Raw genomic sequence first — 20,839 nt, 5'->3', positions numbered from 1 at the left:
CTGTCTTCCTGCCCAGCACGAAAAATCCCTCGCCGGCCGCATCCCGGCCCCAACCGTCCACCGGCCCAGGGAACCCGAGGCTCCTTCCGCGCTTACAACGGCATCACGCGGAGCGACGGGACATGGGTTTCATCTGGACGATCATCATCGGCTTCCTGGCCGGTGCCCTGGCAAAATTCCTCATGCCCGGCCGCGATCCGGGCGGCTTCATCATCACCATCCTGCTCGGCATCCTGGGCGCTGTCGTGGCGACCTGGCTGGGCCAGGCGGTCGGCTGGTACCGGGCGGGCGAGGGGGCGGGCTTCATCGGCGCGGTGGTCGGCGCGGTGATCGTGCTGGCGATCTACCGGGCCATCGCCGGCCGGCGCGCCTGACGGTTTCGCCCCAGCCGGGGCGAAGGACGTGCGTCGTGGAAAGGGGTCCATCCGCGCTGGATGGGCCCCTTTCGCGTTTCAGCGCGAGACCTTGGCCTCGATCGCATCCCAGATGGCGCGTTCCAGGTGGATGCCGTCGAAGCGCGCGATCTCCTGCAGGCCGGTGGGGCTGGTGACGTTGATCTCGGTCAAATAGCCGCCGATCACGTCGATGCCGACGAAGATCATGCCGCGCGCCCGCAGCTCCGGCCCGATGGCGGCGCAGATCTCCTTCTCGCGGTCGGTCATGATGGTCTGGGTGGCCTTGCCGCCGACATGCATGTTGGACCGCGCCTCGCCGGCCGCCGGCACGCGGTTGATGGCGCCCATGGCCTCGCCATCCACCAGGATGATCCGCTTGTCGCCCTCCCGCACCGCGGGGACGTATTTCTGGATCACCAGCGGCTCCCGCGACCGCTCGGTGAACATTTCGACCAAGGCATTCATGTTGGGATCGTCGGGGCGCAGGTGGAAGACGCCGGCGCCGCCATTGCCGAACAGGGGCTTGATGATGATGTCGCCGTGCTTCTGGCGGAATTTGCGGATCTGGCCGACATCGGCCGTCACCAGCGTCTCCGGCATCAGCTCCGGGAAATGGGTGACGTAGAGCTTCTCGGGCGCGTTGCGGACGCTGGCCGGGTCGTTCACCACCAGGGTCCTGGGGTGGATATGCTCCAGGATGTGCGTGGCGGTGATGTAGGCCATGTCGAAGGGCGGGTCCTGGCGCATCAGCACCACGTCCACCTGGCCGAGGTCCAGCTCCTCGGTCGCGCCCAGGGTGAAGTGGTCGCCCTTCACCCGGCGCACCTCCACAGGCTGGGCCTGCGCCAGCACCCGGCCGCCCAGCAGCGCCAGGTCCCGCACATGGTAGTGCCACAGCGCGTGGCCGCGGGCCTGGGCTTCCAGCATCATGGCGAAGGTGCTGTCGCCGTCGATGTTGATGGAGGCGATGGGGTCCATCTGGACCGCGACCTTGAGGCTGCGCGCCATGCGGGGATCTCCGTTGTGGCCCCTCCTGTGGCACTGCCGGCCGCCGGTTGAAAGAGGGGGCCGCCGCCATTGACCGGCGCGGTGGCGGCGGGGCACTTCAGCGGAATGAACATCCTCTCCGGAAAGGCCCGCAAGGCCGGTGTGCTGGGCTGGCCGGTGGCGCATTCACGTTCCCCGCGCCTGCACGGCTTCTGGCTGGAGCGCTACGGCATCGACGGCGCCTACCTGCCTCTGCCGGTCGCCCCCGTGCATTTTCCGGAGGCCGTCCGCGCCCTGGTCCAGCTCGGCTTCGCCGGGGCCAATGTGACCATCCCGCACAAGGAGGCCGCCTTTGCCTTGTGTGATGCGGTGGATGACGCGGCGCAGCGGGCGGGGTCGGTCAACACGCTGTTTTTCCGCGAAAATGGCCGGATCGAAGGCACCAGCACCGATGGCTACGGCTTCCTCGAATCGGTGCGGGAGCAGGCGCCGGGCTGGCAGGCGGGGGATGGGCCAGCGGTGATCCTCGGCGCCGGCGGGGCGGTCCGGTCGGTCGCCGCGGCGCTGCTCGATGCCGGCTGCCCGCGGCTGGTGCTGGCCAATCGCACCGCGGTGCGGGCGGAGGCCCTGGCCCGGGATCTCGGCGGGCCGATCGAGGTGACGGACCGGCCGCGCCTGGAAGACGCCGCCCTGCTGGTGAACGGCACCTCGCTGGGCATGGAGGGCCAGCCGCCGCTGGTGCTCGACCTGGCGCCGCTGCCCGCCACGGCGGTGGTGGCGGACCTGGTCTATGTGCCGCTGGAAACGCCGCTGCTGGCGGCCGCGCGGGCGCGCGGGCTGCAGGCGGTGGATGGGCTCGGCATGCTGCTGCACCAGGCGCGGCCCGGCTTCGCCGGCTGGTTCGGGGTGGAGCCGCGCGTGGATGCGGCGCTGCGCGCCTTCGTTGCGGCCGACCTGATGCCATGAAGGTCATCGGCCTGACCGGCAGCATCGGCATGGGCAAGTCGACGGCGGCGAATACCTTCCGCCGGCTGGGCGTGCCGGTCTTCGACGCCGATGCGGCGGTGCATGCGCTGCAGGCCCGCGGCGGCGCGGCCGTGGTGCCGGTGGAGGCCGCCTTTCCCGGCACCACGGCGGAGGGCCGGGTGAACCGGGAGGCGCTGCGCGCCCGCGTGCTGGGCGATCCCGCGGCCCTGAAGCGGCTGGAAGGCATCATGCACCCCCTGGTGCGCCGCGCCGAACGTGCCTTCCTGGCGGCCTGCCGCCGGCGGGGCGCGCGGCTGGCCGTGCTCGACATCCCCCTGCTGCTGGAGACCGGCGGCCAGGCCCGGGTGGATTTCGTGCTGGTGGTCTCCGCCCCCGCCGCCGTGCAGCGCGCCCGGGTGCTGCGCCGGCGCGGCATGACGCCGGAGCGCCTGGCCGCCATCCTCGCCCGTCAGATGCCGGATGCGAAAAAGCGGCGGCGGGCGGATGCGGTGGTGCAGACCGGCCAGTCCCGGCACCATGCCCAGCGGCAGATCCGCGAACTGGTTGGAAGGATGCGCCGCTGATGCGCCAGATCGTGCTGGATACCGAAACCACCGGCCTCGACCCCGCCTCCGGCGACCGGGTGATCGAGGTGGCGGCCATCGAGATCTTCAACTTCATGCCGACCGGCGCGACCTTCCACGAGCTGGTGGACCCGGAGCGCGACGTGCCGGAGGAAGCGACGCGGGTGCACGGCATGACGGCCGAGATGCTACGCGGCAAGCCGCTGTTCCGCGACATCGCCGGCAAGCTGCTGGATTTCCTGGGCGATAGCGAGATCATCGCCCATAACGCGCCCTTCGACTTCGGCTTCCTGGATGCCGAGCTGGTGCGCGCCGGCCGGCCGCGGCTGGATCGCGCGCGGATGGTGGACAGCCTGGCGGTGGCCAAGCGGCGCTATCCCGGCCTGCCGAACAGCCTGGACAGCCTCTGCCGGCGCCTCGGCGTCGATAACTCCATGCGCACGGCGCACAATGCGCTGCTCGACGTGAAGCTGCTGGCCGAGGTCTATCTCGAGCTGATGGGCGGCAAGCAGCCGGGCTTCGAGCTGGCCGCCCGCGCCGCCCGGCCCGCGGCCCCCGGCAGCATCGTGGTGGCGCCGGTGGCCCGCACGCCGCGGCCGATCGTGCCGAGCGAGGCGGAGCTGGAAGCGCATGCGGCCTTCGTCGCGAAGAAGCTGAAGGACCCGCTCTGGATCAGCCTGTCCGAGGCGCCGTCCCTGTCATAAGGTGGCCCGATGACCTCGCCCCGCCCCCGCGTCGCGCTCTTCGTCACCTGCCTGGTGGACCTGTATCGCCCTTCGGTCGGCTTCGCCGCCATCAAGCTGCTGGAGGAGGCAGGCTGCCAGGTGGTGGTGCCGCAGGCGCAGACCTGCTGCGGCCAGCCCGCCTACAATTCCGGCGACCGCGCCACGGCCACCGAGCTGGCCCGCGCCGTGGTCGATGAATTTCTGGCCTACGACTACACCGTCGCGCCGTCAGGCTCCTGCGCCGGGATGATCAGCCACCACTTCCCGGGCCTGTTTGCCGACGACCCGCACTACCGCGGCAAGGCGGAGGCGCTGGCCGCCAAGACGCACGAGCTGGTCTCCTTCCTGGTGGATGTGCGCGGCATGACGCAGGTAGCGGCGAAGTTCGACGGCATCGCCACCTATCACGACAGCTGTTCCGGCCTGCGGGAGCTCGGCGTGAAGGCGCAGCCGCGCAAGCTGCTGGGCTCGGTCGCCGGCTTGGCGCTGAAGGAAATGGGCGACAGCGAGCTGTGCTGCGGCTTTGGCGGGACCTTCTGCGTGAAGTACCCGGACATCTCGACGCGCATGGTCTCCGACAAGACCAAGGACATCGCCGCGACTGGCGCCGACACGCTGCTGGCCGGCGACCTGGGCTGCCTGCTGAACATGGCGGGCCGGCTGGGCCGCGAAGGTTCTGCCGTTCAGGTGCGGCATGTGGCGGAGGTGCTCGCCGGGGTGACCGAGGAGGTCGCGCCGATCGGGATGGCGAAGGGCTGAGGCGCGGCGGGCCGGCATGGCGCAGGTCAAGATCTACGGTCGCCGCGCCACCCTGGCCCCGCTGCGGACCGCCCTCTCGGATGCGATCCATGCCGCGGTCATGCAGGCCCTGGCCTATCCGGCGGAGAAACGCTTCCACCGCTTCATCGGCCTCGACGCCGAGGACTTCATCCACCCGCCCGACCGCAGCGCACACTACATCATCATCGAGATCAGCCTGTTCGAAGGCCGCTCGCCCGAGGCGAAGAAGGCCCTGATCCGCGGCCTCTTCGCGCGCATCCCGGAGGCCACCGGCATCACGCCCCAGGACATCGAGATCACGCTTCAGGAGAGCCCGCGCAGCGCCTGGGGCATTCGCGGCCTGCCGGGGGATGAGATCGGGCTGGACTACAAGGTGGAGGTCTGAGGCGGGGCCGACTCAGCGCCACCCCTGCGCCGTCGCATAAGCCACAATCCGGTCCGCGGTGCCGCGGGCCAGGGCGCCGATTTCCTGCGGGCCGCGGGCCTCGCCCATGGCGCCGCGGATCGCGGTGCCGGCCACCACCATGCCGGCGCCCCGCCCGGCGCCGATCACGCCGCCGGGCATGCGGCCGCTATCGGCATCCAGCGCGAAGCTGTCCACCTCCCGCGGTGCGGCCCCGGCCACGTCCTGGAAGGCCAGCACGGCATGGCCGGCGACCCGGCTGGCGCCCAGGCCGAAGCCGATGACGGTGCGCCGCGCGCGGTTGCCTTCCTCCAGCGCGGTGAAGCGGCCCTGCACCAGTAGGCGGGGCGTCGCGGCCGTGGCCGCGCCGGCCTCGGCGGCGGGGGCGGCGGTGAAACCGCGCTCGCGCAGCGCGGCCACCAGGGCGGTCTGGAAGCCGGCGATGGCTTCCTCCGCCGCCGCGCGGCGGGCAGCGGCGTCGTTACCGTTCATGGCGCGCTGCGCCCGCAGCAGCGGCGCGGCATCCAGCGTCACCTGGCGCGGGTCCAGCGCAAAGCGCTCCACCACGATCTGCGCCGGCGCCGGCAGGCGGTCCGCGGCGGGAAGGCCGGGTGTGGCAGGGGCCAGCGGGGCGACCGTGGCCTGGGCGCAGGCGCCCAGCAGCAGCAAGGCGAGCAGAGCGGGAATGGGGCGGAACATGCGAAACCTCCTTGCGGCAGGAAGCTTGCTGCACCCATTCCGATAAAGGAACTGTTATGTCGCCGGCCGCGGCCGGTCAGACGATCCGCACGGCCCCGTCGCCGGGAATGTCCGGCGCGCCGAGCGCCACCAGCAGGGCGCTGCGCAGCGCCGCCAGTTTGCGCTCATTCTCCACCTTCAGCCCGAAGACATCCTTCACGTAGAAGACGTCCACCGCCCGCACGCCATAGGTGGTGATATGGGCGCTGGCGATCTGCAGGCCCTGGCCGCTGATCGCCGCCGTCACCGCATGCAGCAGGCCGGGCCGGTCGCGGCCATTCACCTCGATCACCGTGTGGGTGTTCGACGCATGGTTGTCCAGCACGACGCGGGGCGGGATGGTCACGGCGCGCAGCCGGGCCGGTTCGCGACGCACCTTGGCGATTTCCTCCTCCAGCCGCAGGCGGCCGGACAGCGACTGCTCGATCAGCACGGCCAGCCGCGCCAGGCGATGCGGCGCGTCGAAGGCACCGCCGGCAGCGTCCTGTACCCAGAAGGTATCGAGCGCCATGCCATTGGTCATGGTGTGGATGCGCGCATCGACGATGCTGGCGCCGGCCACCGCCAGCGCGCCGGCGATGCGGCTGAACAGGCCGGGGTGGTCGGAGCAGTAGACGGTGACCTCGGTGACGGAGCGCGCCTCGATCACGCGGGTGCGGACCGTCAGCGGGGCGTTGTCGGCCTCGGCCTCGCGGATCATCTCGGCGTGGCGGGCATGCGTCTCGGGATCGAAGGACAGCCAGTAGCCGGGATAGCCGAGGCCGAGGAACAGGTCGGTCTCCGCCTTGGTCTGGTGCGTCAGCAGCGCCGCGGCGGCGGCCCGCGCCCGGGCCACGCGGGTGTCGCGCTCCGGCACGGAAAGCCCGCCGGCCAGCACTTCCGCCACGCGCCAATACAGTTCGCGCAGCAGCGTCGCCTTCCAGCCGTTCCAGACCTTCGGGCCCACGGCGCGCATATCGGCGACGGTCATCACCAGCAGCAGCCGCAGGCGTTCGGGGGACTGGACGGTCTCGGCGATGTCGAGGATGGTCTTGGGGTCGTCGATGTCGCGCTTGAAGGCGGTCTGGCTGATCAGCAGGTGGTTCAGCACCAGCCAGGAGACGGTCTCCGTCTCCTCCGGCGACAGGCCGAGCTTGGGACAGATCTCCAGCGCGATCTGCGCGCCCATTTCCGAATGGTCGCCGCCGCGGCCCTTGGCGATGTCATGCAGCAGGACGGAGACGTACAGCGCGCGGCGCGACTGGATCTGGCCGATGAGCTCGGAGGCGACCGGCGCGACCTCTCCCAGCTCGCCGCGTTCCAGGGCGGCCAGCACGCCGATCGCCTCGATCGTGTGCTCCTCCACGGTGAAGACGTGGTAGGTGTCGAACTGCATCAGGCCGACGATGCGGGCCCAGTCCGGCATGAAGCGGGACAGGAAGCCCACCTCGTTCAGCACGCGCATGAAGCGCGCCGGGTCGCGGCCGGTCAGCAGGTCGAGGAACAGCGCATTGGCGGGCAGGTCGTCGCGCAGCTGCTGGGCGTAGCGCGCATTGCGGATCAGCGCGCGATGCGCCAGCGGGTGGATTTCCAGGTTCCGGTCCCGCGCGGCGCGCACCAGGCGCAGCATGATGGCGGGGTCGGCGGCGATGTTCCGGTCCGGCGCGAACAGCACTTTCCCGTCTGCCAGCGCCATGCCGGCCTGGGAGAGCGCGGCATCGCCGGCGGGCAGCACGGCGGGGGGCCCAAGCGCCGCGCGTTCCAGCGCGGGTTCCAGCAGCCGGGTCAGGCGCACCACGTCCCGGGCTGTCAGGAACAGGTGCTTCATGAAGCGCTCGACGCCGTCCTGAACACCATGTCGTGTGTATCCCATCCGGGCACCGACGACGGGCTGCAGGTCGAAGGTCAGGCGTTCTTCCGCTCGGCCGGTCACGTAGTGAAGGTGAAAGCGGACGGTCCACAAGAAGTTCCAGGCGCGGCGGATGGCGCGGGCTTCCTGCGGGGTCAGCAGCCCGCCGCCGGGGCTGTCCGCGCCGACCAGTTCCGGCATGCGCTGCACGCCGAAGGCATGGCGTGCGAGCCAGTAGAGCGTTTGCAGGTCGCGCAGCCCGCCGCGGCCTTCCTTCACATGGGGTTCCACCAGGAAGGGGCTTTCGCCGTAGCGGGCGTGCCGCGCCTGGCGTTCCGCGCGCTTCGCCGCCAGGAAGGGCGCCAGGCCGCTGGCCTTGCGGGCGGCGAGGAAGGCGGTGTCGAAGCGCTCGAAGATCGCACGCTCGCCAGCCAGGAAGCGGGCATCGATCAGCGCGGTCTGGATGGTGACGTCGCCGCGGGAATCCTCGATGCACTCCGCGACCGTGCGGGTGGCATGCCCCACCTTCAGCCCGAGGTCCCAGAGCAGATACAGCAGGAATTCGACCGACCGCCGCCCCTGCGGCCCGAGCGGCTTCTCCGACAGGAAGAGCAGGTCGATATCGGAATAGGGGGCGAGGACGCCGCGGCCATAGCCGCCGGTGGCGATCAGGGCGAAGGGCGGCTCCGCCGCCGGTGCGACGGGCGGTTCCGCCGCGGCCTCGGCGCCCGGGCTGATCGCCGGATCGGCGCAAGCGGCCAGGGTATAGCTGTGGATCGCGGCGACGATGCCGTCGGTCAGTGCGGCCAGCCAGCGTGCGGCGCCGAGGCCGGAGAGGTCATGCGCCTCGAAGGCCCGCTGCACCCGGCCCTGGATGCGGCCGAGCTGGCGGCGTAGCAGGCCGAGCGCGATGTCGCGCGCAACCGGCCGGCCATCGACCAGTCCCGCGATGAGATCCGGCAGGACCTCGGGCGGTTCGGCCGGGAGGGCAAGAGCAGCCGCTGGGGTGGGCGGTTGGCCGAGGCTGACGGTCATTCCTGTCACACTACCGTGTCACCCGCGCCAGCGACAGTCTTCTCGTGTTGCGCTGCGATAACTTCCGCAGCCGAATCATTCATCTGCTCCGCCAGAGCCTTCAGCCGGTAGAGCGCGTCCTGCGCCTCTCGCGGGGAAAGCGCATCGGGGTCCAGTGCGGCAAGTTCCGCGTGCAGCGGGGTCTGCGGGGCGGTGGGGCCAGAGGAAGGGCGAGCGGCGAAAAGCGGCAGTTCGTCCGCCAGCGTATCCGGGCCGCCGGCCCGCGCGCGGGCCTCCAGCGCCGCCAGCACTTCGGCCGCGCGTTTCAGGACTGGGCGCGGCACGCCGGCCAGGCGGGCCACATGCACGCCCCAGGAGCGTTCGGAGGCGCCGGGGCCGACCAGGTGCTGGAACACCACCTCCCCCCGCCATTCCCGCACCTGCATGCGGGCGAGCTGCACTTCGGGCAGGCGACCAGCCAGGGCGGTCAGTTCATGAAAATGGCTGGCGAAGATGGCGCGGCAGCGGATGCGGTCGTGCAGCGCCTCCAGCACCGCCCAGGCGATGGCGAGGCCATCCCAGGTGGCGGTGCCGCGGCCGACCTCGTCGAGCACGACCAGGGACCGGGCGGTGGCCTGGTTGAGGATGGCGGCGGTCTCGGCCATTTCCACCATGAAGGTCGATCGCCCGCCGGCGATGTCGTCACCGCCGCCGACGCGGGAGAACAGCCGGTCCACCAGGCCCATGCGGGCGGCGGTGGCGGGCACGAAAAGGCCCGCCTGGGCCAGCACCACCATCAGCGCATTCTGCCGCAGCCAGGTGGACTTGCCCGCCATGTTCGGGCCGGTCAGCAGGCACAGGCGGCGGCCCGGCGACAGGTCGCAGTCATTCGGCACGAAGGCCGGGCCGCGTGCGCGTTTCTGGACGGCTTCCACCACCGGATGGCGGCCGGCGGTGATGCAGAATTCCGCGCGCTCGGTGAGTTCCGGCCGGCACCAGCCGCCTTCGGTGGCGAGCTGCGCGCTGGCGGCGTGCAGGTCGAGTTCCGCGAGCGCCCGGGCGGCGTCCGAAATGGCGCTGCCGGCGGCCAAGGCTAGGCGTTTCAGATGGGCGATGCAGGCGCGTTCGCGTTGCGCGGCACGCTCCCCGGCCTCCGCCACCTTGCGGTCCAGCTCGGCGAGCGCGGTGCAGGTGAAGCGCATGGCGTTCGCCATGGTCTGGCGCAGGATGGGCGCCATCGGCTGGCCGGCGGCGACCGGCGGGGATTGCACCAGCTTCTGGCCGGCGACGGCGGGGAGTTCTGCCAGAAAGCCGAATTGCTGGTGGTGGCGAATCTTCAGGCTGGCGACGCCCCAGGCCTGGGCGAGGTCCATCTGCAGCGCCGCCACCGCCTCCCGCGCCCCATCGCGCAGGCGGCGCAGCGCGTCCAGCTCCCCGTCATAGCCGGCGGCGATCACCCCGCCATCTTCCAGCCGCGCCGGCATTTTTTCGGCGTTCAGCGCGCGGCCGTATTCGGCGGCGAGCGTCGGGTCCAGGCGCAGGGCGGCGCGCGCCTCGGTGATCAGCGGCGGGGGCGGGATGGGGGCGGCGTCCAGCGCCTCGGCGGCCTGCTCGGCGCGCGCAAAACCGCTGGCGAGTGCGGAAAGATCGCGCGGGAAGAAGCGGTCCAGCGCCAGGCGGCCGAGCGCCCGGGCCATGTCGGGGGCGCCCTTCAGCGTGCCGCGCAGGGCCATGCGTGTGGCTTCCGCGCCCAGCAGGAAGGCCACCGCATCATGCCGAGCGGAAACGGCCTCGGCCTCGGCCAGGGGCGCGGACAGGCGGGCGGCGAGTTCGCGGGCGCCGGCCGCGGTCAGCGTGCGATCGACGGCGGCAAACAGCGTGGCCTCGGTCCCGCCGCGCTGATCCCGTAAAATTTCCAGGCTGCGCCGCGTCGCGGCATCCAGCGCCAGCGTGCCGGCGGCGCCGGCCTGCGGGCGGGGCGGGTCCAGCCGCGGCAGGGCGCCGGCCTGGGTTTCGCGGACATAGGACAGGGCCAGCGCCGCCGCCGAAAGTTCGGCGGGGGAGAAGCGACCGAAGCCGTCCAGCGTGGCGACGCCAAAGGCCTCCCGCAGCAGGCGGGCCGGATCGCGCGGCGGGGCGCGTTCGGCGATGCGGCCGGGCAGGCGCTGGGCGAGGTCCGGCAGCTCCGCCAGCTCGCGCGGCGCGCAGGCCTCCACCGGCTCGATCCGCGCCAGCAGGGCGCCGAGCTCGGCGCGGGCCAGACCCATGGTCTCGAAGGCGCCGGTCGAGACATCGACCCAGGCGGCGGCCAGGTCCCCGTCGGTCTCGGCCAGCGCCAGCAGCCAGGCGGGGCGGGCGGCGTCGAGCAGCCCGTCCTCCGTCACCGTGGCCGGCGTCACCACGCGCACCACCTCGCGCCGGATGGTGGGGGCCTTCCGCTTTTTCGCCTCCTCCGGCGTTTCCATCTGGTCGCAGATCGCGACGCGGTGGCCCTGGCGGATCAGCCGCGCCAGATAGGCCTCCCAGGCATGCACCGGCACGCCGCACATCGGCACCGGCTGGCCGCGATGCTCGCCGCGGAAGGACAGGGCGATGTCGAGCGCGGCGGAGGCCGTCTCGGCATCGCCGAAGAACATTTCGAAGAAGTCGCCCATGCGGAAGAAGACCAGCGCATCCGGATGCGCGGCTTTCGCAGCGAACCATTGCGACAGGGCCGGAGTGGCGCCTTCGGCGGGCGGGAGGTTGGCGGGATCGCTCACCGGTCCTCGATAGACCGCCGCGCCGCGGCTGCGAAGGGCCTTGCGCTTAGCCGCCGAAAGGCGGGCAACGCAGCTGCGAAGCGGCTGTCTTCCCAGGCCTGCGCCGGGCTGCGATGAAGGGGCAACGTGAGTTGGGGAAGACACGGACCATGGACGACGCGCGCAAGCAGCCGGGCGAGGCGCTGGCCGATACCCGCACCGCCCGCATCACCGACCAGGAAGCGCTGGCGATGCATGCCGAGGGCCGGCCGGGCAAGCTGGAGATCCGGCTGACCAAGCCGCTGACCACCGCGCGCGACCTCTCGCTCGCCTACAGCCCGGGCGTGGCGGCGCCCTGCCTGCAGATCCACAAGAACCCGGCGCTAGCCTACGACTATACCAGCAAGGGCAATTTCGTCGCCGTCATCAGCAACGGCACGGCGGTGCTGGGGCTGGGCAATCTCGGCGCGCTGGCCAGCAAGCCGGTGATGGAGGGCAAGGCCGCGCTGTTCAAGCGCTTCGCCGATGTCGATTCCATCGACCTCTGCCTGGACACGGAGGATGTGGACGCCTTCGTCAATTCGGTGCGCTACCTCGGCCCGTCCTTCGGCGGCATCAACCTGGAGGACATCAAGGCGCCGGAATGCTTCGTCATCGAGCAGCGGCTGCGCGAGCTGATGGACATTCCCGTCTTCCATGACGACCAGCACGGCACGGCGATTGTCGCCGCCGCCGGGCTGATCAATGCCTGCCACCTGACAGGCCGCGACCTGAAATCCGTCAAGCTGGTGATCAACGGCGCCGGTGCGGCGGCGGTGGCCTGTGCCGAGCTGGTGAAGGCCATGGGCATCCACCCGCAGCATGTGATCCTGGCCGATACCAAGGGCGTCATCTATCGCGGCCGGACGGAGGGCATGAACCAGTGGAAGTCGGCGCATGCCGCCGACACGAATTGCCGCACCCTGGCCCAGGCGATGGAGGGTGCCGACTGCTTCATGGGCCTGTCCGTGAAGGGCGCGGTGACGCCCGAAATGGTGCGCAGCATGGCAGCCCACCCGATCATCTTCGCCATGGCGAACCCCGACCCCGAAATCACGCCGGATGAGGCGCGGGCGGTGCGGCCGGACTGCATCATCGCCACCGGGCGCAGCGACTATCCGAACCAGGTGAACAACGTCCTCGGCTTTCCCTTCATCTTCCGGGGCGCGCTGGATGTGCGGGCCAGCACGATCAACGACCCGATGAAGGTGGCCGCCGCCCATGCCCTGGCGCTGCTGGCGCGCGAACATGTGCCGGAGGAGGTGGCGGGCGCCGGCGCCGGCAAGTCCCTGCGCTTCGGGCCGGACTACATCATCCCGAACGCCTTCGACCCGCGCCTGATCAGCCGCATCCCGCCCGCCGTCGCCAAGGCGGCGATGGAAAGCGGCGTCGCGCGCAAGCCGATCATGGACCTGCATCGCTATGCGCGCGACCTGGCCGGGCGCCTCGATTCCACCGCCCATGCGATGGAGGCGATCGCGGAGCGCGTGCAGGCGAACCCGCGCCGCGTGGTCTTCGCCGAAGGCGAGGAGGAGCGCGTGATCCGCGCCGCCATCGCCTTCCGCAATGCCGGCTACGGCACGCCCATACTGGTGGGGCGGGAGGATCGGGTGAATGCGGTGGTGGCTGGCCTCGGCATCGCCATGCCGGAGGGGATCGAGATCCACAATGCGCGGCTGTCGGACCGCAACACCGCCTATGCCGAATGGCTCTATGCCAAGAAGCAGCGCGAGGGCTTCCTGCAGCGCGACTGCCAGCGGCTGGTGAACCTGGATCGCAACGTGTTTGCCGCCTGCATGGTGGCCGCCGGCGATGCGGATGCGATGGTCACCGGCGCGACGCGCAGCTATGCGGCGACGCTGGAAGGCGTGCTGACGGCGATCGACCCGGCGCCGGGCACGGTGCTGTTCGGCCTGACGCTGATGCTGGCGCGCCGGTCCGGCACCGTGCTGGTGGCCGATACCGCGATCCATGAGCGCCCGGATGCGGCGACGCTGGCGGAGATCGCGACGCGGGCCGCGGCCGCCGCGCGCCGGCTGGGGCATGAGCCGCGCGTCGCCTTCCTCGCCTTCTCCACCTTCGGCGATCCCAAGGGCAGCATCCCGGGCAATGTGCGGGATGCGGTGAAGCTGCTGGACCAGCGCCAGGTGGATTTCGAGTATGACGGCGAGATGGCCGCCGATGTGGCGCTGGACCCTGGCCTGCGCGCCGCGCTCTATCCCTTCTGCCGCCTGACCGGCCCGGCCAATGTGCTGGTGATGCCCGGCCTGCATGCCGCGCATATCCTCACCAAGGCGGCGCCGCGGCTGACCTCCGCCCAGACCATCGGGCCGTTGCTGATGGGGCTGTCGGCGCCGGTGCAGATCGTCGGCATGGAGGCGGGGGTGAACCAGATCCTGGACATTGCCTGCCTCGCCGCCCATGCGGCGCTGCCGAAGTGAGATGACCCAACGCGTCTTCACCATCGGCTATGAGGAGGCGACGCCGGACCGGCTGATCGCCGCCCTCAAGGCCCAGGGCATCGTGACGCTGGTCGATGTCCGGGCCCTGGCGAACAGCCGCAAGCCCGGCTTCGCCAAGCGCGCGCTTTCGGCGGCGCTGGCCGAGGCCGGGATCGCCTACCAGCATGTGCCGGCGCTGGGCACGCCGGCGGAAGGCCGCGCCGCCGTGCGCGCCGGCCGCCCGGCGGAGATGCGCCGCATTTTCGGGGCGAAGCTGGCGGGGACGGAGGGCCAGGCGGCACTCGCCGCGCTGTCCGCCCAGGCGCGGGCGGAGCCCATCTGCCTGCTCTGCCTGGAAGCCGACCCCGCCCAATGCCACCGGACCCTGGTGGCGGAGGCGGTGGGCCTGCCGGTCATCCACCTGGCGCCGGTCTCCACCTAACCGCGCTTTCATTTGCGACTGAGTTGCAGGTGCAGTAGGGCATCGGGCCGCCCTGGAGGCCCTCGATGCATCTGTCCCGCCGGTCCCTGCTGCTCGCCCTGGCCGCGTCCGGGGCCTTGCCCCGCCATCCGCTGGCGCAGGGCGCGCCCGCCACGCTGACCGTCAGCCAGTTCTCCGAGACCCGCGACCTCTCGGCGATCGACCCGATGCGCAGCCTGGACTTCACCATCCCCACCAGCCTGATCTTCGACCCGCTGCTGGAGCGTGACGCCGAGGGGCATCTGGTGCCGGCGCTGGCCACGGCCTGGGAGCGCGTGGCGCCGACCACCTGGCGCTTCACCATCCGTGGCGATGCGCGCTTCCATGACGGCAGCCTGCTGACGGCGCGGGATGCGGCGGCCACCTTCGCCTTCCTGCTGGACCCCGCCAACCGCTCCGGCCTGCGCCTTCAGGTGCAGCCGATGCAGCGGGCGGAGGCGCCGGACGACACCACGCTGCTGCTGCACACCTCGGTGCCGACCGGCCTGCTGCCGCAGATCGTGGGCGCGGTGCCGGTGCTCTCCGCCGCGCAGCTCGCCGCCCCCGATGCGCCCTTCCGCACCCGCCCGATCGGCTCCGGCCCCTGGCGCCTGGCCGCCTGGCGGCCGGGGGAGCGGGTGGAGCTGGAGGCGACCGGCGCGCATTGGGCGATGCCCGCGCCCGGCTTCGGCCGCATCACCGTGCGCGCGGTGCCGGAAGCCTCGACCCGCGTGGCGGATCTTCTGTCGGGCGGCGCGCAGATCGCGGGCGATATCCCGCCGGGCCTCGCCGCCCGGGTGGCGCGCGGCGCGCGGCTGGTGATGCAGCCGGGCGCGCGCACCCAATACCTCTCCTTCTGGTTCCGCCCGCCCTTCGACGATGCGCGGGTGCGGCTGGCCGTGCATCACGCCATCGACCGCAAGGCCCTGGCCGAGGCCACCTGGGGCGCGTTTGCCGATGTGGCGACCGGCGTCGTACCCACCGGCTTCGGCGGCTACACCGAGGCCTTCCCCCTGTCCGACCACGATCCGGACCGCGCCCGCGCCCTGCTGCGGGAGGCCGGGATCACCACGCCCCTGGCCGTCGAGCTGGACACGCCGCCGGCCGAGATCCAGGCCGCCCAGGTGCTGCAGGCGCAGCTCGCCCGCGGCGGCTTTGCCGTGCGCATCAACCCGCTCGAAAGCATCGCCGCGGCCTTCGATGCGCGCCGCCTGGCGGCGCAGGAGCGCGGGCGGATGTTCGTGGTGACCGCGCTCGACAACCACGCGCATGACGCGGTGCGCCCCTTCACCGCCTTCTACGCCGAGAACGGCTTTCTCAAGGGCAGCATGGGCTACAAGCCGGATGCCCGGATGGCCGCGCTGCTCTCGGCCTATATGGCGGAGGGCGATGCGGCGGCCCGGCTGCGCGCGGCGGAAGCGCTGATGGCGGTGGCCAAGGCCGATGCACCGGCCAGCTTCCTCGCCTTCCCCAAGGCCGCCTATGGCGTGGCGGCGGGCGTCGAGATGCCGCGCACCGCGCATGGAAGGCTGGACTTCGCGGCGCTGCGCCCGCGCGCGGCGTGACCTCCGCCCTGCGCAGCCTGCTCGGCGGCGCGCTGGCGCTGCTGGTGGCGCTGCTGGTGCTCGGCCTGGCGGCCGATCTGCTGGGCGATCCGGTCAGCCGGCAGATCGGACCGGAAGGCGATGCCGCCGCCAGCGCCGCGCTGCGCGCCGCCCTCGGCCTGGATGCGCCCTGGCTGGAGCGGGTGCTGCGGCCGATGCTGGACCTGTTCCGGGGCGATCTCGGCACCTCCTCCTGGCTCCGCCGCCCGGCGGGCGAAGCGGTGGCGGAGGCGCTGGGGGTGACGCTGCGCCTCGCCCTGCTGGCCTGGCCGGTCGGCCTCGCGGCCGGTGCGGCGCTGGGCCTGGCGCTGGCCGCGCTGCCGGCCCGCCTGGCGCGGCTGCCGCTGCTGCTGCTGGCGGTGCCCGGCTTCGTGGTGGCGGTGGTGGCGGTGGAGGTCTTTGCCGTCGGCCTCGGCTGGGTGCCAGCGGCGGGCTATGCCGGGCTGCGGTCGCTGCTGCTGCCGGCGGCGCTGCTGGCCGGCGCGCTGGCGGTGAAGCTGGCGCTGATCCTGCAGGACGGGCTGCGCGCCATCGCGACCGAGCCCTTTGCCATCTTCGCCGAGGCGCGCGGCCTTTCCGCCACGCGCCGCCTGCTCGCCTACCGCCTGCTGCCGGCCTCCGCCCTGCTGGCACGCTTCGGGGCGCTGCAGGCGGGCTATCTGCTGGGCGGGGCGCTGGTGATGGAGACGGTTTTTGCCCTGCCCGGCCTCGGCAGGCTGGCGGTGCTGGCCTTGCAGCATGGCGACCTGCCGCTGCTGCGCGCCGCCATGCTGGCCGCTGGCACCGGCTTCCTGGTCGCCCGTTTTGTCGCGGAGGCGGCGCAGGCGGCGCTCGACCCGCGCCCGACCGCGGCGCGCATCGCGTGATCCGGGCCCTGCCCTGGCTGGGGCTGCTGGCGCTCGCGGGGCTGGCTGCCTGGCTGTTGCCGGATCCCCTCGCGCTGTCGCCGCACCGGCTGCTGCCGCCCAGCCTGGATCATCCCCTGGGCACCGATCCGCTGGGCCGTGACGTGGCGGCGCGGCTGCTGGCGGCCGCGCCGGGCAGCCTGGGCCTGGCGCTGGCGGGGCTCGGCGCCGGCCTCGCTCTGGCGCTGGCCACCGCCCTGCCCGCCGCCTGGCTGGATGGCCGCCCGGCCGGGCGCGCCCTCTGCGGCACGGCGCAGGCGCTGCTCTCCTTCCCGCCGCTCTGGCTGCCTCTGGTGGTGCTGGCGCTCGCCGGGCGCGGCGCCGGCGCGCAGGTTTTGTGCGTGGCGCTGGTGCTCTGGGCTGATCTGCACTGGATCCTGCGCGGCGAGGCGCGGCGCGTGCTGGCCGAGCCTTTTGTGGAGGGCGCCCGCGCGATTGGCTTTGGGCCGACGGCGATCCTGGCGCGGGAGGTGCTGCCCAATCTGGCCGGGCCGTTGTTGTGGCTCGGACTGGTCAAACTCCGCGCGGCGGTGGTGCTGCTGGCCACGCTGGCCTTCCTCGGCCTCGGCGCGGCGCCGCCCGCCCCCTCCTGGGGCGGCATGGCGGCGGAGGCGCGGGACTGGTTCCTGGATGCGCCCTGGCTGCTGGCCGCCCCCGCCGGCGCCATCGCCGCCAGCCTGCTGCTGGCCTCCACCCTGGCCGCCAGCCTGCGCGGCCATCTCGGCCTGATGCCCCATCCCACCCGACGGAGCGGATCATGAGCAACACCACCCTCGAGCCCACCAAGGCCGCGGTCATCGCGCATTGGAACCGCCGCGCGGCGGATTTCGACGCGGGCCCGACGCATGGCCTGCTGAACCCGGCGCAGGATGCCGCCTGGCGGGCGGTGATGGCCCAACTGGCTCCCGCCACGCCGGCGCTGGACGTGCTGGATGTCGGCTGCGGCACCGGCTTCCTGGCGCTGCTGCTGGCCGAGGCCAGCCACCGCGCCACCGGCATCGACCTGGCCGAGGAGATGCTGGCCATCGCCCGACCCAAGGCCGCGGCGCGCGGCCTGGACGTGCCCTTCCTGGCGGCGGATGCCGAGGCGCCCGGCCTGCCGGCAAACAGCTTCGACCTCGTGGTGGAGCGGCATGTGCTCTGGACCCTGCCCGACCCGGCCCGCGCCCTGCGCGCCTGGCGCGACCTGTTGCGCCCGGGTGGCCGCGTGGCGCTGGTGGAGGGGGCCTGGTGGGACATGCAGGCGCGGGACGAATATGCCTCGATCCATGCCGCGCTGCCGCTGTTCGGCGGCCGCCCGGCGGAGCAGCTGGCCGCGCCGCTGATCGAGGCCGGCTTCGCCGCGCCGCAGGTGGTGCCGCTGATGGACCCCGCGCTCTGGACCCAGGCGCCGAAGCATGAGCGCTATCTGGTCGTCGCGACCCGCGCCGAGGCGTGACCGACCCCATCCTCTCGGCGCGCGACCTGGCCGCCGCTTATCCCGGGCTGCTGGCGCTGCGTGGCGTTTCGCTGGCCTTGGCGCCGGGCGAGGCGCTCGCGGTGGTCGGACGGTCCGGCTGCGGCAAGACCACGCTCGGCCGCATGCTGGCCGGGCTGCCGGTGCCGGGCGCGCGGCTTTCGGGGGAGCTGGCCTGGCCGGGCGGCGCGGCCCCGGTGGCCCAGGCGCGGCGGCGTGGCCTGGCGCGGCAGGTGGCCTGGCTGCCGCAGGAGGCGATCGCGGCGCTGCATCCGCAGCTGACCATCGGCACCCAGGTGGCGGAGACATTGCGCGCCGCCGGTCAGCGGGCCGACGCCGCGGCCGTGGCGGGTTGCTTGGCGGAGGTCGGCCTGCCGGCGGAATTCGCCGCGCGCCATCCGCATCGGCTCTCCGGCGGCCAGGGGCAGCGCGCCGCGCTGGCCTGCTGCCTGGCGCAGTCGCCTTCCGTGCTGGTGGCGGATGAGCCGACCAGTGCGCTGGACGAGTCGACCGGCGCGATGCTGCTGCGCCTGCTGGCGGAGCGCCGCCGGGCGCGTGGCATGGCGCTGGTGCTGGTGACCCACGACTTGCGGGCGGCGACCACGCTGTGTGACCGGATGCTGGTGCTGCAGGACGGCGCGATCGCCGAGGAAGGGCCGGCGCTGCGCCTCGCCCATGCGCCGAGGTCCCAGGCGGCGCAGGAGCTGGTGGCGGCGCTGCGGCTGGGCCAGGCGGCCTGATGCTGCGCGCGGAAAACCTGTCGCTGCGCTATCCGGGCGCCGCGCGGCCGGCGGTGGATGGGGCCAGCCTGGCGGTGGCGCCCGGTGCCTGGGTGGCGCTGGCCGGCCCCTCCGGCTGCGGCAAGTCCACGCTGCTGCGGCTGCTGGCTGGGCTGCGCGCGGCCGATGCCGGGACCATCGCGCTGGATGGGGCGCCGCTGCCGCCGCCCGGCGCGGCGCGGCGCGCCTGGCATCGCCGCGTGCTGCTGCTGCCGCAGGACACGGCGCGTGCCTTCAACCCGGCGCTGGCGCTGCGGCCCCAATTCCGCGCGGCGCTGGCGCTGCACGGACTGGGCACGGATGGCCCGGCGCGGGATGCGCTGGCGCTGGAGGCGCTGGCCCGCTGCGGCGTGCCGGCGGCGGCGCTGGACCGGCACCCTGCCGGCCTGTCCGGCGGCCAGCGGCAGCGCGCGGCGTTGGCACGGCTGCTCTGCCTGTCGCCGCGCATCCTGCTGCTGGACGAGCCGACCGCGGCGCTGGACCCCGCGACGGCGCTGGAAGTGTGCCGCCTGCTGGAGGACATCCGCCGCGCCCCCGGCGGCCCCGCCATCCTGGCCGCGACGCATGAGCGCTGCGCCCTGGCCCATGCGGATCTGGTGCTGCCGATGGCCGATGGCGTGCTGGGCTCAGCCCGCCGAGGGCTTGCGCGTGCCGCCGAGGTAGCGCCGCTCCGGCCGGTAGGTCAGCCAGCGGCGTAGCCCGCGCAGGAAATCGCGCACCGGGCTGCGGGCGCGGAAGCCGAGCGGGGCGAAGGACAGGTCGAGGGATGCGGGCATGCGGAAGGGCTCCCGGGTTCGGGTTCGCCTTCCTGGCGTCGCGGCACGGGGCCGAGGCCCGACTATGCCGCGGGAAGATTAAGCCGGTGTTGCGCCCGCCGCCTGACCCCCGGGTCAGCCGTCCAGCCGGATGCCCAGCTCCCGGATCAGCGGCCGCCAGACGGCATTTTCGCGCTGCACGAATTCGGCGAATTGCGCCGGCGTCCAGGGCTGGTACTCGATGCCGAGATCGGCCAGGCGCTTGGCGATATCCGCGGAGGTCATGGCGCGCACCATCTCCTGCGCCAGGCGCTCCACCACCGGGGCGGGCGTGCCGGCGGGCACGGACATGCCCTGCCAGCCATAGGCCACCGCCTCCGCATGGCCCAGCTCGCGCAGCGTCGGCACGTCCGGGAACAGGGCGCTGCGCGCCTCGCTCATCACGCACAGGGCGCGGACGCGGTTGTCCTTGATGAAGGGGGTGCCGGTGGCGGTGTCGATCACCACCACATCGACATTGCCGGCCAGCAGGTCCTGCATCGCCGCCGGGCCGCCGCGATAGGGCACATGCTCCGCCGCCAGCCCGGTGCGCCGCTTGACCAGTTCCATCGCCAGGTGGTGCGGGGAGGCGACGGCCGGCGTGCCATAGGTGGGCGCGCGCGACTTGGAGGCCTCGACCAGCCCCGCAAAGTTCCGCACAGGGGAATCCGGCCGCACCACGATGAACAGCGGAAAGCGCCCGATGAAGCCGACGCCGGTGAAATCGCGGTCCGGGTTGTAGGGCAGGCGCGCATAGAGCGCCGGGTTGTAGACCAGGATGCCGTTGTCGACATGCATCCAGGTGTAGCCATCCGCCGGGCTGCGGGCGACGATCTCGCTGGCCAGCACGGCGCCGCCGCCGGGGCGGTTCTCCACCACCACGTTCTGGCCGAGGCGCGGACCCATCTGCGCTGCGATCAGCCGGGCGAAGGCATCCGATGCGCCGCCGGGCGGATAGCCGACGATCCAGCGCAGCGGCCGGTCCGGCCAGGCCGCGCCCTGGGCCCGCGCCCCCGTGGCCAGCCCCGCAATCCCCAGACCCGCCAAAACCTCGCGACGCCCCAGCATGCCCCGTCTCCGTCCTGATGCGCCATCATGCGGCTTGGCGTGCGCCGCGCAACAGCAACCATGCGTCCCGGCTGCGCCCCGGATGTGCCCCCGCTGGGCAACGGCGCGCGCTTCGCCGCCAAACCGGGCGGCGGG

General features: G+C 72.7%; 20 protein-coding genes. 14 read left to right on the top strand and 6 right to left on the bottom strand.

The annotated features are described in order from the left end of the window. The first annotated feature begins 122 nt into the window (after positions 1–122). Positions 123–374 carry a GlsB/YeaQ/YmgE family stress response membrane protein gene (locus tag J3S20_RS03250; RefSeq protein ID WP_216834560.1) on the top strand — a complete coding sequence of 84 codons (252 nt, stop codon included), beginning with the start codon at positions 123–125 and terminating at the stop codon, positions 372–374. 78 nt (positions 375–452) lie between these two features. Here the strand turns inward: J3S20_RS03250 and gshB are convergent, their stop codons facing one another. Further along, positions 453–1,403 carry a glutathione synthase gene (gshB, locus tag J3S20_RS03245; RefSeq protein ID WP_216834558.1) on the bottom strand — a complete coding sequence of 317 codons (951 nt, stop codon included), beginning with the start codon at positions 1,401–1,403 and terminating at the stop codon, positions 453–455. A gap of 105 nt (positions 1,404–1,508) precedes the next feature. On the opposite strand from gshB, the gene J3S20_RS03240 reads away from it, so the two are divergent. Genes J3S20_RS03240 through J3S20_RS03220 form a run of 5 tightly spaced genes read left to right on the top strand, consistent with a single transcriptional unit; the run spans position 1,509 to position 4,822 of the window. Then, positions 1,509–2,348, top strand: a complete 840-nt coding sequence (locus J3S20_RS03240) for a shikimate dehydrogenase (RefSeq protein ID WP_246602243.1) — start codon at positions 1,509–1,511, stop codon at positions 2,346–2,348. Continuing rightward, positions 2,345–2,932 (top strand): dephospho-CoA kinase, encoded by a 588-nt coding sequence (gene coaE, locus J3S20_RS03235; protein ID WP_216834556.1) that lies wholly within the window; start codon positions 2,345–2,347, stop codon positions 2,930–2,932. Before J3S20_RS03240 ends, coaE begins: the two co-directional genes overlap by 4 nt. Continuing rightward, positions 2,929–3,636, top strand: a complete 708-nt coding sequence (gene dnaQ, locus J3S20_RS03230; RefSeq protein WP_216835407.1) for a DNA polymerase III subunit epsilon — start codon at positions 2,929–2,931, stop codon at positions 3,634–3,636. The genes coaE and dnaQ overlap by 4 nt, the downstream gene beginning before the upstream one ends. A gap of 9 nt (positions 3,637–3,645) precedes the next feature. After that, the gene (locus J3S20_RS03225) at positions 3,646–4,416 is read left to right on the top strand and encodes a (Fe-S)-binding protein (RefSeq protein WP_216834555.1); all 771 of its coding nucleotides are present in this window, start codon (positions 3,646–3,648) and stop codon (positions 4,414–4,416) included. A gap of 16 nt (positions 4,417–4,432) precedes the next feature. Next, positions 4,433–4,822 carry a tautomerase family protein gene (locus J3S20_RS03220; protein ID WP_216834553.1) on the top strand — a complete coding sequence of 130 codons (390 nt, stop codon included), beginning with the start codon at positions 4,433–4,435 and terminating at the stop codon, positions 4,820–4,822. Positions 4,823–4,834: 12 nt separating this feature from the next. Here the strand turns inward: J3S20_RS03220 and J3S20_RS03215 are convergent, their stop codons facing one another. The 3 genes from J3S20_RS03215 to mutS all read right to left on the bottom strand — a co-directional run bounded on the left by J3S20_RS03215 (position 4,835) and on the right by mutS (position 11,179). Next, on the bottom strand, positions 4,835–5,539 hold the full coding sequence (locus J3S20_RS03215) for a DUF4410 domain-containing protein (protein WP_216834550.1): 705 nt from the start codon (positions 5,537–5,539) through the stop codon (positions 4,835–4,837). A gap of 76 nt (positions 5,540–5,615) precedes the next feature. Next, positions 5,616–8,441, bottom strand: a complete 2,826-nt coding sequence (locus J3S20_RS03210) for a [protein-PII] uridylyltransferase (protein ID WP_216834549.1) — start codon at positions 8,439–8,441, stop codon at positions 5,616–5,618. A gap of 5 nt (positions 8,442–8,446) precedes the next feature. After that, positions 8,447–11,179, bottom strand: coding sequence for a DNA mismatch repair protein MutS (mutS, locus tag J3S20_RS03205; RefSeq protein ID WP_216834547.1), 2,733 nt, complete (start codon positions 11,177–11,179; stop codon positions 8,447–8,449). Positions 11,180–11,328: 149 nt separating this feature from the next. Here mutS and J3S20_RS03200 point away from each other — a divergent pair, with 149 nt between their 5' ends. The 8 genes from J3S20_RS03200 (at position 11,329) to J3S20_RS03165 (ending at position 19,540) form a co-directional block, all read left to right on the top strand. Next, positions 11,329–13,638: an NADP-dependent malic enzyme gene (locus tag J3S20_RS03200; RefSeq protein WP_216834545.1), complete on the top strand. Its 2,310-nt coding sequence runs from the start codon at positions 11,329–11,331 to the stop codon at positions 13,636–13,638. Position 13,639: 1 nt separating this feature from the next. Next, the gene (locus tag J3S20_RS03195) at positions 13,640–14,080 is read left to right on the top strand and encodes a DUF488 domain-containing protein (RefSeq protein WP_216834543.1); all 441 of its coding nucleotides are present in this window, start codon (positions 13,640–13,642) and stop codon (positions 14,078–14,080) included. A 65-nt stretch (positions 14,081–14,145) separates the two neighbouring features. Further along, a complete protein-coding gene (locus J3S20_RS03190; RefSeq protein ID WP_216834542.1) occupies positions 14,146–15,663 on the top strand; it encodes an ABC transporter substrate-binding protein in 1,518 nt (505 codons plus the stop codon). Then, the gene (locus J3S20_RS03185) at positions 15,660–16,568 is read left to right on the top strand and encodes an ABC transporter permease subunit (protein ID WP_216834540.1); all 909 of its coding nucleotides are present in this window, start codon (positions 15,660–15,662) and stop codon (positions 16,566–16,568) included. Before J3S20_RS03190 ends, J3S20_RS03185 begins: the two co-directional genes overlap by 4 nt. Then, entirely contained in the window at positions 16,565–17,368 is an 804-nt protein-coding gene (locus J3S20_RS03180; protein WP_216834539.1) for an ABC transporter permease, read from the top strand. The genes J3S20_RS03185 and J3S20_RS03180 overlap by 4 nt, the downstream gene beginning before the upstream one ends. Beyond that, complete coding sequence (locus tag J3S20_RS03175) at positions 17,365–18,045, top strand: class I SAM-dependent methyltransferase (protein WP_216834536.1); 681 nt, start codon at positions 17,365–17,367, stop codon at positions 18,043–18,045. Before J3S20_RS03180 ends, J3S20_RS03175 begins: the two co-directional genes overlap by 4 nt. Next, positions 18,042–18,803, top strand: coding sequence for an ABC transporter ATP-binding protein (locus J3S20_RS03170; RefSeq protein ID WP_216834534.1), 762 nt, complete (start codon positions 18,042–18,044; stop codon positions 18,801–18,803). The genes J3S20_RS03175 and J3S20_RS03170 overlap by 4 nt, the downstream gene beginning before the upstream one ends. Continuing rightward, positions 18,803–19,540 carry an ATP-binding cassette domain-containing protein gene (locus J3S20_RS03165; RefSeq protein WP_216834531.1) on the top strand — a complete coding sequence of 246 codons (738 nt, stop codon included), beginning with the start codon at positions 18,803–18,805 and terminating at the stop codon, positions 19,538–19,540. The genes J3S20_RS03170 and J3S20_RS03165 overlap by 1 nt, the downstream gene beginning before the upstream one ends. On the opposite strand, the gene J3S20_RS03160 is transcribed toward J3S20_RS03165, so the two are convergent. Beyond that, positions 19,469–19,618, bottom strand: a complete 150-nt coding sequence (locus tag J3S20_RS03160) for a hypothetical protein (protein WP_216834529.1) — start codon at positions 19,616–19,618, stop codon at positions 19,469–19,471. The two genes, J3S20_RS03165 and J3S20_RS03160, sit on opposite strands and share 72 nt — an antisense overlap. A 114-nt stretch (positions 19,619–19,732) precedes the next feature. Then, a complete protein-coding gene (locus tag J3S20_RS03155) occupies positions 19,733–20,704 on the bottom strand; it encodes a Bug family tripartite tricarboxylate transporter substrate binding protein (protein ID WP_216834528.1) in 972 nt (323 codons plus the stop codon). Positions 20,705–20,839 lie beyond the last annotated feature (135 nt).

This window comes from Falsiroseomonas tokyonensis, from assembly GCF_019024325.1.
GTDB lineage: Bacteria > Pseudomonadota > Alphaproteobacteria > Acetobacterales > Acetobacteraceae > Falsiroseomonas > Falsiroseomonas tokyonensis.
The sequence above is the reverse complement of the archived record's forward strand: the minus strand, read 5'-3'. Positions and strand labels throughout refer to the sequence as shown.